This is a genomic window from Saccharothrix sp. NRRL B-16348, assembly GCF_001280085.1.
Taxonomy (GTDB): domain Bacteria; phylum Actinomycetota; class Actinomycetes; order Mycobacteriales; family Pseudonocardiaceae; genus Actinosynnema.
This window is the reverse complement of the sequence record NZ_LGED01000273.1, coordinates 14018-31322: the sequence shown is the minus strand read 5'-3', so window position 1 is coordinate 31322 and position 17305 is coordinate 14018. Positions and strand designations below refer to the sequence as shown.

The following is a 17305-nucleotide window of genomic DNA, read 5'->3' as shown; positions in this document are numbered from 1 at the left end:
GACGACGGCGGCCTCGGAGAACGTGATCACGCCGTCGAACGCCTCGGTGGCGTGCCACTGCTTGGCGGCGGCGATCATCTCGTCGATGTTCTTCGACCCGACCAGGCGGTAGTGGTCGGCGGGCCAGAAGTCCTCGGTGCCCTCGCCGTTGAGCACGTACAGGTCCACGCCCAGGTCCTGCACCTGCCGGTAACGCGAGTGGTAGTACTCGAGGTACTGGCGGGTCTCCACAGTCAGCAGTTTCATGGCGGATACCTCCTAGCGGGCGCCGTCGAGCGCGGGCGAGCGTCCGGTCGGCGTGGTGGTGGCGGGCAGTTGCGGGAACCGGAACGCGGGCACGGACTCGTCCCGCACCGACGCCAGGTCGAGGTCCACGCCCTCTGCGCGCAGCGCGTCCGCGACGTCGACCAGGATCGGCGCGGCGCACGCGAGCAGGGTGCGGGTCTCCAGCAGCAGGTCGCCGGCCGGGTGCCCGTCGCGCTTGTCGTCCGCCGACCTGGCCCGCATGCGCAGCCGATCGAGCTGGGTGACGACGGTCTCCGCCGCCCGGCCCAGGCTGAAGTTGGGCAGCTCGTAGCACAGCCGGAAGCGGTCCAGCACGGCCGACGCGCGACGCCTGCCCTCCTCCGTGGTGCGCAGCGGCGCCGCGGAGTCCACGCCGAGCAACGCCAGCGACACGGCGTCGGCGAGCTCGTTCCACGGCTCCACCAGCCGCCGCGTGGTGACGGCGTGCAGTGCTTCGCGGCTGAAGTCGGTGCGCTGGTACTCCGGCGCGGTCAGCGCCAGGTAGAACCCGCGCTCCAGATCAGGTGGTTGCGGCTGGTGGAGAACTTCTCGCCGTCCAGGTCGTAGAACTCGTTGCAGACGTTGGACTCCGGCGTCGTGTACTTGTCGCCGTGCGCCAGCAGCATCACCAGGTCGACCAGACCCCAGTGGTAGACGTTGTCGAAGCCGTGGAAGTACACCAGCTCCGCGTCGTGGTCCGCTCGCCAGTGGTGGTCGGTGGCGCTGCCGCCTTGGCCGACCTGGCCCGCTGCCCACCACGTGGCGTACATGGACGCGGGCATCGCCTCGATCCACGGGTAGAGGACCTGGCCCGGTGTCTCCGGGAACGGCGCCGCGATGCCCCACGTGCCGGGGAAGGTGACCGGGACGTCCGGCAGCGGCCGGGCGAGCAGCTCACCGATCAGCTGCTTCGCGTGCGGGCGCCAGCGCGGCGCGTGGGAGGCGTAGTAGCTGATGAGCCGGTCGCGGTACTCCTCCATCGGCAGCACCAGGATCGTCTGCACCCGGTAGACCACCGGGTCGGAGGGGTCGATGGTGTACTTCGGGTCGATCAGCTCGTCGAAGTTGTTGGGGTGCCCGCAGTTCTCGCACGCCCCGCCGCAACTGCCCACCAGGCACACCGGACAGGTGCCGGAGACCAGGCCGTCGTAGAGGAACCGGCCCGCGTTCTCGGCGTAGGGCAGGCGCACCGCCCGCGACCTGAACCGGCCCGCCGCGTGCAGGTCCGCCACGTGGTCCAGGACCGTGCGGCGGTAGCGGTCGTCGATCGGGGGCAGGCCCACCATGAGCGTGCCCATCGCCCGTAACGACCGCTCGATCTTCGCCGTGGACGTCTCCACCAGTTGCTCGGGCGTGGTGCCCAGTCGGTGCGCGGTGGACACGACGTAGCTCTGGCTGTCGTCGGTGCAGGTCGTGTAGATCACCGGGCGGCCGTTCGCCCGCAGGTAGCGGGCGTAGACGTCGCCGGACAGGTACGGGCCGGCCATGTGGCCGACGTGCAGGTCCCCGTTCGGGGTCGGGGTCGCGGCGACGACCACCGCCGGACGGGCACGGCCGGTCACGTGGACTCCTGGTGACGGACGGCGAACTTCCCGGCCAGCTCGGCGTCCCACCAGATCGCGTAGAACTCGAAGTCCGCCTGGCCCCGGTTGACCACCTGGTGGCGCTCGTGCGGGGTGAAGTGGACGATGTCGCCCGCCACGAACGGCGTCTCGCCGTCCTCGGTGAGGATGTGGGACTCGCCGGACATGGCGACCCAGATCTCGTACTCGTGGTGGCCGTGCGCGCCCGACTCGGCACCGGGACGCACTACGCACCACGACCCTTCGAACGGCGCGTTCACCAGCGACCACGGCATCAGCCGCTGGGCGACCAGGCCGTTGTCGAGCTTCAGGTGCTCCCGGTCGAGCTTGCGGATCTCCATCATGGTGTTCTTCCCTAAGGTTGTTGTTGTCTGGGGTTGGTGCCCCGGATGCCCAGGGCGATGGGGTGTGGCTGATGGTGTCTCTGCCGCACGGTGGCTTCGGAGGAATGGCCGCCCCGTCGTGCTGGACGCCCCGGCCACTGATTCAGATCTGATGCGGGCTGTCGCTGATTAGGGAACTGTCGGCGGGGTTGTCCACGGGGTTGAACTGCGACAACAGGAGAAGTGGCGTGACGGATCGGCCTCTGGTGTGGGTCGGGATCGACGTCGGCAAGGCCCACCACCACGCCTGTGCGATGGACCCGGACGGCAAAGTGGTGTTCTCGCAGAAGGTGGCCAACGACCAGGCCGCGATCGAGCAGCTCGTCGCCCGCGCCGCGAAGTCGGCGACCGAGGTGCGGTGGGCGATCGACCTGACGAGCAGCGCCGCCTACCTGCTGATCGCGGTCCTGGCCGCCACCGGGCAGCGGGTGGCCTACGTGCCGGGCCGGGTGGTCAACCGGATGACCGGCGCCTTCCGGGGCGAGGCGAAGTCCGACGCGAAGGACGCCAGGGTGATCGCCGAGACCGCCCGGATGCGCACCGACCTGACACCGGTGACCGCCACCGACGACCTGGTCGTCGAACTCACCCGCCTGACCGCCCACCGCGAGGACCTGATGGCCGACTGGGTCCGCGGCGTCAACCGGCTGCGCGAACTGCTCACCGGCATTTTTCCCGCTCTGGAACGGGCCTTCGACTACTCCATGCGCAGCGCCCTGGTGCTGCTGACCGGCTTCCAGACGCCCGACGCGATCCGCGCCGCGGGCCCTGAGGGCGTCGCGGCGTTCCTGCGTGAGCACGGGGCCTGGCCCAAGGGGATCCCCGGCATGGCCGCCGACGCCCACGCGGCCGCGCTGGCCCAGACCGTCCGCCTGCCCGGCGAGGCCACCACCGCGGCCCTCATCGCCCGCCAGGCCGCCGTCCTGCTCGAACTCGACCGGCGCATCAAGGACACCGACAAGCTGATCACCAGCCGGTTCCGCGAACACCCGCAAGCCGGGATCATCGAGTCGCTGCCCGGCCTCGGCCCTCACCTCGGAGCCGAATTCGTCGTGGCCACCGGCGGAAACCTGGCCGGGTTCGGCACCTCCGGGCGCCTGGCCTCCTACGCCGGCCTGGTCCCCGTCGCCCAGGACTCCGGCCGGGTCACCGGAAACCTGCGCCGACCCAAGCGCTACAACCGCAAACTGCGCAGGGTGTTCTACATGGCGGCCCTGTCCAGCCTCAGGGTCAGCGGCCCCTCGCGCGCCTTCTACGACAAGAAACGCGGCGAACGACTCGTCCACACCCAAGCCCTGCTCGCCCTCGCACGCCGTTTGGTCGACGTCCTCTGGGCGCTGCTGCGCGACGGACGAACCTTCACACCCGCCGCGCCACAACCAGCCGCCGCTGCTTGACACGGTCATTCAGATTCCTCCGTGCGGAAAGCGGGTCAGGCGGAGTGGGGGACGCTGGCGAGCAGGTCGGCGTCCGAACGCGGACGGCCGTCCTGGCCGATCGGGCGACGACCGGTGACCAGGTCGTCCACGATCTCGGCCGCGCGGATCGCGAGCACGCTGATCAGCGAGTCGGCGATACCGTGCGTGGACTCGTTGACGCCCTGCAGGTAGACCCGGGCGGAGACCGTGTCGGGCAGCGTCATCCGGTAGTTGCGGGTGACGGTGAAGTCCTCGACGCCGACCGCGGCGGCCAGCGACCGGGTCAGCGCGGGCAACTGCTTGGCGAAGCCGGTGCCGAGCATGACGACGTCGCAGCGCACCTGGTCGGAGGCCCCGGACTTGCGGTCGACCAGCGTCAGCACGACCTCGTCGCCGTCAAGCCGGGCGTCGGACACCTCGGCCATGGTGATCATGCGCATCCGCTCGGCGCCGGTCAGCTTCTCCAGGTACATCGTCCGGTAGAGGTTCTCCAGCATCGACGGCGCGAGGCCGGAGTAGTTGGTCCGGTGCATCTCCGCGAGGAGCTGCTCGCGGGCGTCGGGTCGCGCGGCGTGGAAGGTGTCCACGAACGACGGGTAGAACAGCTCGTTGGTGAACTTGCTGCTCTCGTAACCGTTGAGCCCGATGGACCGCATCACCATGGTCACCCGGGCGTTGGGCAGGCCCTGGTGCGAGGACCACAGCATCTCTGCCGCGCTCTGCGCGCCGCCCACGACGACGATCCGGTGCGCCTCCTCCGGGTCGAGCTCGGCGAAGCGCCGGAGGAAGTCGGTGCTGTGGATGACGCGTTCCCGGGGCAGCCCGGCGAACGGGACAGGCACGTTGGCGTCACGGCCCGCACCGACGACCAGGTCACGGCACCGCACCGTGCCTCCGTCGGCGAACCGCACCAGCCAGCCGACGACCTCGCCCGCCACCACGTCGCCCGGCTCGATCGCGACGACCCGGCGGCCGTGCTCCACCCGCACCGCCGTCAGCGACCGGGCGACCCACCGCAGGTAGTCGGAGATCTCCACCCGGTAGGGGGTGAAGGTGCCGAGGTTGATGAAGTCGTCCAGCCTGCCGATCGAGTGCAGGTAGTTGACGAACGAGAACTCGCTGCGCGGGTTGCGTAACGTCACGAGGTCCTTGAGGAACGACACCTGGCTCTGCGACCAAGGCAGCAGCATTCCCCGCTGCCAGACGACGTCCTCGTGCTGCTCGACGATCAGCGAGCGGGCGGCGAGGTCGGGGGCCAGTTCCTCCAGCGCCACGGCCAGCGCGAGGTTGGCGGGCCCGGCGCCGATCGCCAGCAGTTCTACATCCTGGTGGTCCAACACATTCTCCCAGTCTTGAAGGGGCGGCGTCGCGACGGCGACACCACGCAGGGCAGACCGGTCGAAAATCTCGGTAGGGAGGAGTTCGCCCGGACTGCCGGCGACGGGAGTGAACCCCGCGCCAGGAAGTCGGTGACAGCCGTGCCAGGCCGCCCGCGCACCATAAATTCTTCGGCGGCCAGATACAAGATGTCCGAAAGGATTGCCAATCACGCCGATCAGAAAATCGTTCCACCCGATAACCGGGTTTGGGCAGCCGAAACCTGCCCGCTAGCCGGAACGACATTTTCACGGGCGTTGCGTAAAGCTCTTCAGAGCGTGTTCAAAAGTTCGCTCGCCGCAGCCCGACTGGCGGCGACGGCGGTTTTCGCCGCTCCCCCGCTGCCGCCGGTGAAGGTGAACACGCCGGGCCGTCCGTCCACCGGGAGGAGTCGCAGACCCGCCGGCGAGCGGTAGCAGTCGAACGAGGCCACCACGCGTTCCGGCACCGGGTCGCGGGCGGTGACGCCGAATCTGCGCCGGACGACGTCGAGCACCCGGCCGGCCAGCGCCTGGTCGGGCTCCACCGCCTCCGGCGCGACGTCCCACCGGTCACCGCCCAAGCCGAGCAGGAACGTGCCCTCACTCCACGGCCTGCCGTACAGGCCGGTGTCGTCGTCCACGAACGCGCCCATGTCGGGCAGCGCGATCCGGTAGACGCCGTACTGGATCTGCTTCGTGCGCAACGTCCCGCCGTGCTCGACCAGCGGGGGCGTCCACGCGCCGGCCGCGACGACCACCGCGTCGTAGCGCCGCTCGGCGCCGTCCGACGTCCGCACCGCCGGCCCGTCCCGCACCGCGATGACGCTGGTCCGCGCCACCTCCACCTCATTGGCGGCGGCCCAGTCCAAGGCACGGTCCCGCAGTCGGGCCGGCGACAGGTAGCCCGCATGGCGCTCGACCACGCCGACCGCGTCCTCCCGCAGGCCGCGGAAACCGAAGCCCCGCCGCAGCCGCGTCGCGTTGACCAGCACCGCGGACCCCGGCAGCCGTTCCGCCACGGTCCGCACGGACTCGGCCGGATCGGCGCCGCTCGGCGTCAGGTACAGCGAGCCGATCTCGCGATAGCCGCTCCACTCCCGCAGTCGGGCGTCGGCGCGCAACTCGGCCAGGCTGTCCGCCGCCACCGCACTCGCGGCCGGATCGGGCTCGAAGCCGCGCACCAGGCCGCCGGACACCGCGGAGGCGTCGACGGTGGCCCGTGCACCGGCAAGGACCTCCACCCGGAGCCGGTCGGAGGCTTCCCGCAGCCGCCAGGCCAGCAACGCGCCCGCGAGCCCGCCGCCGACCACCCCGACCCTCACTCCGGTCTGTCCGTACCGCGCGGCCTGACCGCCGCCGAGACCGGGCGGACCATGCCACGTTCATTCTCGGAACGACGCACAGACACCCTAATTCGATCATCGGGCGATCCACTGTGAAACATAGTTCCGGGATGCATCAAACCGCGCACCCTGTCCCCCTCGTTGTCCGCAGATCGCATACGGGCCCTCATGCGAAGCCACGCCCCTATTCCCCCACCCGGTCGATCACCCAAGGACGATCGACGGTGAACGTACGTACGTCGTACAGGAGACACGGACCCGACCGTGGATACATCGCGAACCGGTGATTAGCCGGCGTAACCGACCAATTACACGTACACGCCGTGTCGCGGAACTCATGAAGCAGTTCGCCGACGACCCATGTCGCAGCGCTTGCGCGAGCGGAGCGGTCCGGTTGATTCCACGAACCCTGGCATCCCTGGCTCAGGCGCCCCGGTAGAGCCGCTCGTAGGCGGCCTGCGCCGCGGCGTCCTGCTCGGGCCGTGCGCGGCACAGCGGGCGGTCTTCCCGAGCGACGTCCAGCAACGGGTTGGTCGTGGTGAAGATCCGCGGCGCGATCGCGCACAGCCGGTCCAGCGCCTCCGCCGGCACGTCGTCCCTGACTGCGCCTGATTCGCCGGTGACGATCCCGACAACGTTATCGCCTACGCCGACCTGGCCTGAAACATCTGGCCACGCCCCGCCGGCGGCAGGGCACGGCCACCGAACCCGGCGATGCACCCATACGGGAGAGCGACGCCGCGATGCTGATCACGGGAGCGCGTCGCTTCCACGTAGACGTTCCACTGCTGGTCCTCCGTGCCGATGCGACACGGCGTTTGCCGCACCGCTGTGCCGTCAGCGGTCAGGCACTGGCCGCTCGCCTGGTTTCGGAACGTTCCCGCCCCAGGGTCCCAGTACCAGTACTGGTGCGCGTCGTAATCGTTCTCGAACTCCCTCAGGAACACCGGATCCCGGAAACGGGACCCGCTTCCCAGACAGCTGTCCGGGTGTCGACGCCGCCCACGAAGACCAGGTACCCGTCCTGGTCCGCAACCGCGGGTGACGAGCCGAACAGAACAGCGGCTGCGGTGAGAACCGCTGCCCAGGTGGAACATGTGCTGCTCGCCGACCTCGATCGACGATCTCCGGCGGACTCGGACCGCGGAAACCGGTTCGCTGCCATTGCCGCTTCCGAGGATGTGCACACGTTCTCGGAGGACGTGGTTCGGTCCCTCGGTCGTGGTCTCGAACCACCTGCTCAGGGCCCACCACTCCACTTGCTGTCAGGAGTGGTAACAGGTGGTCACCACAGACGACGACACCGCCGACGGTCCGTGTGGAGCGGGCGAGCCGTTCGCGCGTGACAAAGATTGCCACCAACCCGTTGCCGTCGGCCGCGGTGGAAAGTAGTCCGCACTATCGCTTCGCGGTGGATCACGGTACGCCGAACTCGGGGACGTGCGGATGAAATCGGATGCGCCCTTCCCGTGGAATACCTCGCGCCAGTAGGAGGGCGCCGTCGGGTGCTGCGCTGTTGGGTTGCTCGTGAGTCGCAGGCGGGTGACTCCGCGTTTCTCCATCGACGCAGATCCTTAGCGTGCCTGAGTCCGGACAGCGATGACCGGTGTCCGGTAGAGCGAAATGAGGGATCGTCATGCGAAGACGTGCGGTCATCTGGTCGGCGACGGGGGCGCTCGTCGCCGCCGTCCTGGTAGTTCCGGGAGCGGCGGCCGATCCCGCTCCTGCCGCGACGTCCACGTTGGCGAAGTCCGTCGTCGGCGTGTCCTCCCCGGCCGATCACGGCGCCACCGCCACCTGGGTCGTCGGTTACGACAACAACGGAACGGGGGTCGGGTCGGCCACCATCACCGACGCCGTGGGCACCGGTCAGGCATATGTGACCGGCTCGCTCGACGTGCCGCCCGGGTGGACGCCGTCGTGGTCGACGGACGGGAGCACCTTCCAGGGCACCGAACCCGCGGGCGTGGCCGCGGTGCGCGCGGAGAACCCCGTCGCCACGCCGGGCGGGACGTCGCTGTCCGGGGTGCTGACCCCGCCGGTCCAGGCGAGCACCACGGCGACCGGCGGCGACGGGTTCACCCCGCTGCTGCACCGGACACCCACCGGCGCTCTGCAGTCCTGGAACATCTACCACCACGCCGCCCCTACCGTGCCGAAGGTGGTGTGCATCGATCTGGCCTCCGGGCAGCCGTGCGCGGGCGGGCCGTGGCCCAAGCCGCTCAACACCGTCCCCGGGCCGCTGGGCAGCGGCGCGACCGGTGACATCAGCAGCCCGATGGCGCAGCAGTACTTCCGCGACCCGGCCGCGCCCTCCCAGGTGCTCTACACCGCCGCGACCGCCTCGTCGGTCGGTGTCGGCTGCCTCGACCTGGCCGCCGCGGCGAACTGCGGCTACTGGCCCCTGTCCACCCCCGGTGGCATATCGGGCGCGAACAACTCGGCCGGCTTCGTCGAAGTGGACGGCAACCTCTACGGCCTGGCCGGCTCGGGCGCGGTCCTGTGCTGGAACGTCGGCACCCGCACCGCCTGCCAGGGCCAGCCGTACGCGCCGATCGTCCCGCCCAGCGGCGACCAGCCAGGCAACCCGTGGTTCTACGGCGCTATGACCGTCGTGGCCGGCAAGGTGTTCGCCTCCTCGTCACGACCCAACACCGGCAGCCAAGCGGCCATGGGCTGCTTCGACCCGGTCACGTCCACCGCCTGCGCCGGGTGGGCCTCACCCCGGCCCATCGGCGCGGCCGGCAACTACACCTACAACGCCTACACCGCCTACAGCACCACGGGCACCCAGGTCGGCGCCTGCTCCACCATGACCGGTTCCTCGCCCGGCGTGACGACCTGCTACGCCTTGGACGGCTCGCCGCTGGCCGCCCCGTCCTCGGCGGCGGGGCTGCCCGCCGGCGTGATCGCGTTCAACCCCGAGGTGATCACCGACCCGAACGGCCACGTCCGCAGCTACCTCGCGATCTGGGGCGGCCCGTACAGCGGCGCGGCGATCTGCCACGACTGGACCACCGCGACGGCGTGCGCGGGCGTGCCCAACCCGATCACCCACCCGACTGTGAACGGCGGTGTCACCCGCGACTACGGCTACACCTACGACACCCCGACTGGCTGCATGATCGGCCTCGGCGACGCGGGCGTGCTGTTCTCGATGGACCCGCTCACCGGCGCGTCGCCGTGCGTCCGCTCCGGCGGCCAGGTCTCGCTCACACCGGGCGACTTCTACTGCGACGGCGCGTCCGGCCACGTGCAGGGGTACGGCTCCGCGCGGCTCGTCGGCATCACACCGGCCAACGTCGACTTCGGCGCGTCCCGCGTGACCGTGGTCGACCAGGACGGCGCCACCGTGGCCACGCCCGGCTTCGCGCCGGACGGCTCGGTCGACCTCAGCGGCGTCTCGCCGACCGCGCACCCGACGATCTCCGTCACCACCACGTTGGTGCTGACCAACGGCGCCGACTTCGGCGGCGGCAACCAGCCCCGACTGGTCGTCGACTTCACCGGCGACCCGCCGCAGGTGTGCTTCCGCACCACGATCAGCGCCGACTGCGCCGTGGCCGACGTGTCGAACACCGCCACCGGCGCCGACACCACCGGCGCCTTCGCCTCCAACACCGTCACCGTCACCGTCGCGCCGGGACCGGCGTGCCAACCGGTCGTCACGGTGAACAAGGAGATCTGCGCTTCGAAGACCGCCTCCCACTGCGGCCCCAACGGTTCGGGACCGTGGGCCAAGAAGGCAGCCGTGGGCACGTTGGGACTGCTCAACGGGACCGCCTACTGGCGGATCACCGTGACCAACCAGGGCCCGGTGGCCATCACCGACGCGCGCGTCGTGGACTACGAGGAGTACTCGTGCGAAACGGCCGCCGGGACCTTCACCCTCCAGCCGGGTGAGACCAAGCGCTTCTACTGCTCCACCTACGCCCTGCTGCCCCTGTTCCCGCTGACCAACCAGGCCAAGGCGAGCTACACGCCGCGCAACTCCCCCGCCGGCACCCCGCCGTCGTACACGGCGTGGTCCTCGGCCACCGCCTGCTCCCTGCTCTGCGCGCTGAGCTGAACCGACCGCGACCGGCGGGGCGTCCCGACGTCCCACCGGTCGCGCAGCGCGGCGTGCGTTGCACGTAACTGGTCGAGCCGGTCGGCGAGCTGGACGATCCTGTCGTGCTGCCACGCTTCGCATGCGGTCGTCGGCTCGCCGAATCCTTTGTGCAGTCCGTGTGTAAGAGCAGGAGTCTCGGCGTTACAGCCGTCGTTCTCCCGGTTCTCGCTCTGCGGCTTCAGCGAGCTGGCCGGCCAGTGTCTTGAGGGCTTGCCGTAGTTCGTCGGGACTATGGATGGTGAAGGGCCATTCCAGGGAGGCGAGTAAGTGGGCCATGCCGTCAAGGCGTTCTGCGCGGGCGCGCATGAGGACGCCGGTGGTGTCGGCCGTGAGAGTTACCGCTGAGCGGGGCAGTCGGCGGGCGATCGCGTCGATGGGTCCGTGGATGGTCACCTCGACTTGCCAGCGGTAGGGAACCTGCGCCAGGGCGGTGGTCAGGTGGGCGACGGGGTCGAATTCCTCGGGTGCGGTGAAGTCGCGGGCCTGGGAGGTAACGGATTCGATGCGGTCGACGCGGAAGGTTCGCAGAGTGTCCCGGAAGTGGTCGTGGCCGACGAGGTACCAGCGGCCGTTGTGGAAGACCACGCCGTAGGGGTCGATATCGCGTGTGGTGCGCTGCCGGCGCCACGACTGGTAGCTGATGCAGACAGTCGTGCGGATGCGGGCGGCTTGGGCCAGGGCGAGCAGGACGCCGGCACCGGCGGCGTGCCCGATCACGGCGTTGCCGGTGAACGCGAGGGATTCACGGATGGCCGCAAGCGGTTCGCGCAGCGTCTGCGGCAGTACCCGCTCGATCTTCGCCAGCGCGCCCGCACTGGCCGGCGCTGTGGTGCCCATGCCGAGGCGTTCCGCGGCCACCAGGCCCAGGACAACGGCGAGGGCCTCGTCGTTGGTGAGCAGCAGGGGTGGCATTCGGTATCCGCGGGCCAATCGATAGCCACCGTAGCGGCCGCGTTCTGCCTCCACGGGGATACCGAGGTCCCGCAGGTGCGCGGTGTAGCGGCGCACTGTGCGGACGTCGGTGCCGAGGCGGTCGGCCAGTTCAGCTCCGGTGAGCGTCGCGTGGGACTGGAGGAGTTCCAGCAGCGTCAACACACGGGTGAGGGGATGCGACATGGATCACCCAACATTTCAGGGCGGATTGTGTCCTGTATTGAGCTTACGCTCCGGAAACACCGCACTTCAGGGAGATCACATGGCTACCTTCGTACTGGTTCCCGGCGCCTGGCTCGGGGCATGGGCCTGGGAAGAGACCGCTCGCGCTCTGCGGGAGCGCGGCCACACCGCGGTCGCGATGACGCTGACCGGCCTGGCCGAGCGGGCCGATCTGGGCGGTCCCCAGACGAATCTGGACACCCACGTCGGCGACATCACCGATCTTGTCGAAGGGCGGGATCTGCGTGGCGTCACGTTGGTGGCCCACAGCTACGCGGCCGCTCCGGTCACCGTGGCCGCAGGACGCCTCGGTGATCGGCTGGAGCGCGTGGTCTACGTGGACAGCGCCCCGTTCGCGGCGGGCATGTGCATGCTCGACCTCATGCAGCCGCAGGTAGCCGACCAGTTGCGTGAGCAGGTCACCGCCTTCGGGGACGGCTGGCAGCTCGCGATTCCGCCGATCGACGTCCTGGGCGTGTCCAGCAGCCTCGACGGGCTCGACGCGGCTCAGCGGGAGCGTCTGCTCGCGCACGCCACTCCTCAGCCGTTCGGCACCTACACCCAGCGCCTCGCCGATGCCGCCGACCTCGGTCCCGGAGTGGACCGCGTCCTGATCGCCTGCCACGACTTCAAGGGCCTGCTCGACGCCGGGATACCGATGCTGGCCTACCTGAACCAGGCGCCCTGGCGGCGCTTCGACCTGTCCACGGGGCATTGGCCGATGCTTTCGGCACCCGCCGAACTCGCCGACGTGCTCGACGCGGTGTCGGCGACTGGTGGAGCCCTGGCGGAATCGACGCCGTGATCCGCGAGCCGCGACCGATGTCGCGGTCAGGTGGTGCAGGGCACGTCGTCGAGGGTGACGTTGGAGGCGGTGACGCCTGTCCCGGTGGGCTTGCTTCCGTTGAACCCGATGTTGGCGTACCGGCCGGGGGCCAGCGTCGGGAGCCAGTCGGGAGCGTTGACCTGGATGTGGCCGCTGGAGGAGGTGAACCTGCCGCCGAAGGTGGTCTTGATGACGGCGTTGGGCGACAGGTCGAACTCGACCCGCCAGCCGGTCACCGGGTCAGGGCCGGTGTTCGTCACCTTGAGCAGGGCGTTGAAGCCGAACCCGAAGTCCGTGACCGTGTGCTCGACCCGGCATTCGACCTGCGCCGGCACCGGGGAGGACCCGATCGCCGGCGCGGCGGCAGCCGTGGTGGTCAAGGTGATCACGCCGGCAACCGCCGGTAGGACGACGGATAGCGCGTGTCTCAGCTGCACGATTCTCCTCCGGAGCGAAGGGCGGCGGGCTTGTCGGTACATTAACGACCGCGGATGAACGCGCGCGACGACCGTTCGCCGCACTCGTGACGGCCATCCGACGAACCAGTCACCGCCGCCAAGTCGGCCGAGGACTCGGGCGTCTCCCGATCGTGGCTGCACGCACGGCCTGGCCTGAATGGCCGCCAGTGCGTTGACCACGTACGTTCACCGGGATGAGGGCCGTCGCCTGCTGAACTACGTGCGTCGGGCAAGCACGGCACGATCCGGACACCCGCGGACTGGCCGCGCTCACGTCGATCGGAGCGGCCGGACCGGACGGCGCGCCGATCCCCCATGCGTCGCACAGGCGCAATGCACGCCGCCCCAGTGCCTGACGGCGCGGCCGGACCTGTTGGTGGGTCCGGCACCGCGCCGCCGGATCAGCTGTTGCGCTCCACGTACAGGCAGTACAGGTCGAAGCCGCCGGCACTGGCGTCGAACTGCTTGACCAGGTCTCCGCTGTCCTCGAACTCGGCGAGCACGTGGTGGGTGCCCTCGCGCAGGCCGACGGCGAACAGGGGTTTCCCGACGGGCACGTCGCAGGCGGCCTCGCCGGCGCCGGGCGCGTGGAACTCGGGGCAGGTCGTGCACGGCGGCAGGGTGAACTCGTGCGCGGTGGAGCCCGCCAGCTTGATGTTGATCGAGCTGTTGACGGTGTTGTAGAAGGTGATCGTGATCGGACCGGTCGTGCCGAGGGGTGCGGGCACCGGAACCTGCGCGCGGGTGCCGATGGCCACCAGGGCGGCGATCCGTGCGGACTGTGCCTGCGGCAGGTCGCCGTGGTCCGGGAACGTCCTGGCGAACCGGTCCAGCGTGCCGACCGCGGCGGTCGCCTCGCCGTCGCGCAGCTGGTTCAGCCCGCAGTCGAGCATGGCGCGCGGGTACTGGGTCTTCGCCTCGCCCGCCACCTTCGCGGCGACCTTGTTGGTCAGGCCCGCGAAGAAGGCGAGGACGTCCACCGCCTGGCACGGCTTGCCGGCGGCGAGCGGCGCGGTGGCCGCCGCGTAGAGAGCGTCGAACGCCGCGGGCACCTCCTTGGCGGACGGCGTGTCAGCGAACTCGTCGGCGATCGCCTCGAGGGCGGTGGCCGCCGCACTGGCGCTGACGGGCGGTTCGGAGGTGAGCTTCTTCGCCAGCCGCAGGTAGGCGTCGGCGACCTCCGGGCCGAACGACTCGTCCACGGAGAGCAGGTCGCGGTAGACCTTGATCGCATCGGCCAGCTTGCCCTCGTCGCGCAGGCCGCGGGCCCAGGTCGTGTAGGTCTCGACGAGCTTGTCGTGGACGAACGGGGTCAGCGGGCTGTCCGGGTGGTCGTCGCGGAACTGGCCGTAGCGCTGCACGACGACGGCTTCGTCCTCGGAGTCGGCCGCGTGGGTGAAGTCGGCGCACTCGTCCAAACCGCGGTTCGCCGCGGCGATGTCCGAGCTGAGCGTCAACTCGTAGGGCCCGGTCACCGCCTTGAACTGGTCGGTCGCCGCCGCGCAGTCACCGCTGCCCTGGGCGGCGAGCCCGTCGTCGTAGGCGCCGCGGCCCAGCACGCCGTACCCGACGTACGCGCCGACCACGGCGACCACCGCGATCACCCCGATGACCACGGGGCGGCGGTTCGCGACCGGCGGGTGCTTCACCGCGATCCGCCGTGCGTCGAGGACGAGGATCACGAGCCAGACCGCCGCCAGGCTCCGCCACAACCACGGGTTGGCCGCCGCGTTGGTGGCGAACGCGACGACGATGAGCACGACGGCGAGGACCGTCGCCGTCCACGCCTGCCAGCGCCGGCGCAGGTAGAAGTAGCCGGCACCGACCCCGGTCAGGTTCAGCAGCACGGCGGCCGCGGTGGATTTCGGCTCGGGCGGCGTCGGGGGGATGCGCAGGATCGGGTCGGTCGGCGTCGGGTCGACCCACTCGACTTGCGCCTCCGGCCCACCTGACCGTGCCCACGGATTCGGTGCCACGGTGGGGTAAGTCACCGAGAGTTCGGAGGAGTAGGCGGACGCCGGTACGGCGACCTGTGGTTCAACGACCAGTGGCTCAACGGCGGTTGGTTCAACGGCGGCTGGCTCAACGGCCGGTGGATCGGCCGGATCCGGTCCGGCGGACGGCGAGTCGACCGCTGTCGCCTCGGTGGCCTGCGGTGCTGCCGATTCGGCCGGTGCGGGTTCCGTCGGCGGTGCGGCGATTGCCGTTGCGGTGGTCGGTGCTTCCTGCCCCGCGGTCGCTTCCTGCTCCGCCGGTGCCGGCTTCGTCGGTTCCACGACCGCGGTTTCCAGCCCTGCCGTTTCGACACCAGGCTGTGACACTGCCGTTTCGTCCGGCGGATCGGCCGCCGGTGGCTGTGCCTTCGATCTGTCTTCGCTCATCCCAAACCCCCCACAACGGTGTCCCCGACCGAACTAATAGGGGACCACACCGCGGTCATCGGACGCAGGGATTTGTTGGTGACAAGTGGAAAACTCCGGCCTTATCGCTTGACGTGCTCGGCCGGGCGGGCGGTCAGGACTGGTCCAAGGCCCGTTCGATCGCACGACGTGCCCGGCCCGCGGCTGCCTGGTCGTGCTGGAGTTGCATGGCCGCGTTCAGCGCCAGCCCGGCGGCGACGATCTCGAACAGCGCCTGGTCGACGTCGAACCCGGCGGGCGGCACGCGACTGGTGATCGACTACGTGCGGGACCTCTCACCTCTGTTCACGGGGTGGAAGCCCGGCGAGGGGCTGGTGGCGCCGAGCGGAACGGTCACCGCAGCGCTGGTCACCCACCTGCACCGGGACCACACCGACGCGGCCGCGCTCGCGGACGTGCTGACGCCAAGGGCGCCGGTGCTGCGACCGGCGCCCGGTCACGGCGACGACGTGGACAACGTGACGACGCTGCCTGCCGAGCGCGAGCTGGTGCTGCACCGGCTGGCCGCCGAGGTCGTGGATGCCTGGTCCACCAGCGAAATCGGACCGTTCCGCGTCACCGCGGTCCCCGCGATCGACGGGCTGGGCGACCCGCAGCTGAACTGGGTGGTGCAGGCGGACGGGCAGCGGGTCTTCCACGGCGGCGACACGATGTTCCACGGCTTCTGGTGGCTCGTCGCACGCCGGTTCAGGCCGTTCGACGCGGTGTTCCTGCCGGCCAACGGCGCGGTGGTCGACGTGCCGCACCTCCAGCCGCCGAGCCCGCTGCCCGCCGCGATGGACCCGAGGCAGGCCGCCGTGGCCGCGGACATCCTCGACGCCCGGCACGCCGTGCCGATCCACTACGACGTGGAGCAGCCGGACAAGATCGCGGGCTACGTCGAGGTAGCCGACCCGGAGAGCGAGTTCCGCACGCACGCCGGACGGCGCGCACACGTGCTGCCCGTCGGGGAATGGCTGGACCTGGCCGTGTAACCGGAAGTCGCCGAGCTGGGATGATGTCGGTGATGAGAACTGACGCGCAACGCGACCAGGCGAGCCTTCGGCGGCGTTTGGAGGTGTTGCAACTGCCGGTCGTGCCGCTGCACCGGCACGGCTTCGTGATGCCGGCGGGACCGGCCGCGACGGTGCGGGAGCCTGAGGCGGTGGGCGTAGGTCCGGACGGCACGGCCTACGCCGTGTGGCCGTACCGCGATGGCAGCGACCGCAAGCAGGTGACCTGGCACGTCGGCGGTCGGCGGCGAGTCGTCGGTGCCGTCGACGTGGAGACCGACCTGCGGGTGAGTTTCGTGCAGCCGCTGCCAAAGGATCGCGTGCTGCTGGCCGATGCCCGGGCCAAGCCCGGCGCGGTCAACGCGGAGGTGTGGACCAGCGGCGGCGAGCTGAGGCACCGCGCCCACATCGGTGACGCGATCGAGGAACTGCTGACCACGCCCGCCGGCAAGGTCTGGGCCGGGTACTTCGACGAAGCGATGGGCGGCAGTGGCCCGGAAGGGCACGGGCTCGCCCGCTTCAGGGAGGATCTGACGGTCGAGTGGCTCTACCCTCGGGATGCCGGCCTGCCCTCCATCTCCGACTGCTACTCGCTCAACGTCGAGGGTGAGACCGCCTACTTCTGCCCCTACACCGGATTCCACGTCCTGTCCGCCACCGGCGCCCGGGTGACCGACTGGGGCCCCTCCCCCTCCAGGTCAGCCCACCACCTGCTGCGACGCGGCGCAGACCTCGCGCTCCTCGCCGGCTGGGGTCCCGAGTACGACGTCGCGACGCTGCTGCGGATCACACGGGACGGGGTACGCCAGGAAGGCGGGCGATGCCGGGTGGTCCTGCCCGACGGCATGGAGGCCCACGGCCTGCGCTACACCGGCCGAGGCGACGTGCTGCACGCCTTCCTCCGATCGACCTGGTACACCATCGATCTGGACGTGCTGAGCGCAGCAGCGAACCCCGGCCGCGCATAGCCGAG

At 70.2% G+C, this 17305-nt stretch carries 15 protein-coding genes and 1 pseudogene; 5 read left to right on the top strand and 11 right to left on the bottom strand.

Annotated elements, in window-relative coordinates:
* The 4 genes and pseudogenes from ADK67_RS47300 to ADK67_RS47290 form a co-directional block, all read right to left on the bottom strand.
* Window positions 1-246 (bottom strand): annotated as a pseudogene (locus ADK67_RS47300) (ATP-grasp domain-containing protein); the annotation flags it as partial.
* A gap of 12 nt (window positions 247-258) precedes the next feature.
* Window positions 259-708 (bottom strand): hypothetical protein, encoded by a 450-nt coding sequence (locus ADK67_RS53220; RefSeq protein WP_197289949.1) that lies wholly within the window; start codon window positions 706-708, stop codon window positions 259-261.
* 68 nt (window positions 709-776) lie between these two features.
* Window positions 777-1847 (bottom strand): class I tRNA ligase family protein, encoded by a 1071-nt coding sequence (locus ADK67_RS47295; protein WP_197289948.1) that lies wholly within the window; start codon window positions 1845-1847, stop codon window positions 777-779.
* Window positions 1844-2212 (bottom strand): cupin domain-containing protein, encoded by a 369-nt coding sequence (locus ADK67_RS47290; protein ID WP_197289947.1) that lies wholly within the window; start codon window positions 2210-2212, stop codon window positions 1844-1846. The genes ADK67_RS47295 and ADK67_RS47290 overlap by 4 nt, the downstream gene beginning before the upstream one ends.
* A 227-nt stretch (window positions 2213-2439) precedes the next feature.
* On the opposite strand from ADK67_RS47290, the gene ADK67_RS47285 reads away from it, so the two are divergent.
* Window positions 2440-3648 (top strand): IS110 family transposase, encoded by a 1209-nt coding sequence (locus ADK67_RS47285; RefSeq protein WP_053723184.1) that lies wholly within the window; start codon window positions 2440-2442, stop codon window positions 3646-3648.
* Between the two features lie 35 nt (window positions 3649-3683).
* Here the strand turns inward: ADK67_RS47285 and ADK67_RS47280 are convergent, their stop codons facing one another.
* The 4 genes from ADK67_RS47280 to ADK67_RS55605 all read right to left on the bottom strand — a co-directional run bounded on the left by ADK67_RS47280 (window position 3684) and on the right by ADK67_RS55605 (window position 7467).
* Window positions 3684-5006 (bottom strand): lysine N(6)-hydroxylase/L-ornithine N(5)-oxygenase family protein, encoded by a 1323-nt coding sequence (locus ADK67_RS47280; RefSeq protein WP_053723189.1) that lies wholly within the window; start codon window positions 5004-5006, stop codon window positions 3684-3686.
* 311 nt (window positions 5007-5317) lie between these two features.
* A complete protein-coding gene (locus ADK67_RS47275; protein WP_053723183.1) occupies window positions 5318-6349 on the bottom strand; it encodes an FAD-dependent oxidoreductase in 1032 nt (343 codons plus the stop codon).
* Between the two features lie 444 nt (window positions 6350-6793).
* Window positions 6794-6961, bottom strand: coding sequence for a hypothetical protein (locus ADK67_RS51990; protein WP_157621648.1), 168 nt, complete (start codon window positions 6959-6961; stop codon window positions 6794-6796).
* Window positions 6962-7014: 53 nt separating this feature from the next.
* A complete protein-coding gene (locus ADK67_RS55605) occupies window positions 7015-7467 on the bottom strand; it encodes an RICIN domain-containing protein (RefSeq protein ID WP_442974270.1) in 453 nt (150 codons plus the stop codon).
* Window positions 7468-8006: 539 nt separating this feature from the next.
* Here ADK67_RS55605 and ADK67_RS47265 point away from each other — a divergent pair.
* The gene (locus tag ADK67_RS47265) at window positions 8007-10439 is read left to right on the top strand and encodes a DUF7617 domain-containing protein (protein WP_053723181.1); all 2433 of its coding nucleotides are present in this window, start codon (window positions 8007-8009) and stop codon (window positions 10437-10439) included.
* A gap of 183 nt (window positions 10440-10622) precedes the next feature.
* Here the strand turns inward: ADK67_RS47265 and ADK67_RS47260 are convergent, their stop codons facing one another.
* Window positions 10623-11576 (bottom strand): helix-turn-helix transcriptional regulator, encoded by a 954-nt coding sequence (locus tag ADK67_RS47260; protein ID WP_231648711.1) that lies wholly within the window; start codon window positions 11574-11576, stop codon window positions 10623-10625.
* 100 nt (window positions 11577-11676) lie between these two features.
* On the opposite strand from ADK67_RS47260, the gene ADK67_RS47255 reads away from it, so the two are divergent.
* The gene (locus tag ADK67_RS47255) at window positions 11677-12441 is read left to right on the top strand and encodes an alpha/beta fold hydrolase (protein WP_053723179.1); all 765 of its coding nucleotides are present in this window, start codon (window positions 11677-11679) and stop codon (window positions 12439-12441) included.
* 26 nt (window positions 12442-12467) lie between these two features.
* On the opposite strand, the gene ADK67_RS47250 is transcribed toward ADK67_RS47255, so the two are convergent.
* A complete protein-coding gene (locus ADK67_RS47250) occupies window positions 12468-12851 on the bottom strand; it encodes a cellulose binding domain-containing protein (protein ID WP_053723178.1) in 384 nt (127 codons plus the stop codon).
* A gap of 470 nt (window positions 12852-13321) precedes the next feature.
* Window positions 13322-14896 carry a hypothetical protein gene (locus ADK67_RS47245; RefSeq protein WP_157621646.1) on the bottom strand — a complete coding sequence of 525 codons (1575 nt, stop codon included), beginning with the start codon at window positions 14894-14896 and terminating at the stop codon, window positions 13322-13324.
* 611 nt (window positions 14897-15507) lie between these two features.
* Here ADK67_RS47245 and ADK67_RS47240 point away from each other — a divergent pair.
* Window positions 15508-16314, top strand: a complete 807-nt coding sequence (locus ADK67_RS47240) for an MBL fold metallo-hydrolase (RefSeq protein WP_082404893.1) — start codon at window positions 15508-15510, stop codon at window positions 16312-16314.
* Window positions 16315-16334: 20 nt separating this feature from the next.
* Window positions 16335-17300, top strand: coding sequence for a hypothetical protein (locus tag ADK67_RS47235; protein ID WP_157621645.1), 966 nt, complete (start codon window positions 16335-16337; stop codon window positions 17298-17300).
* Window positions 17301-17305 lie beyond the last annotated feature (5 nt).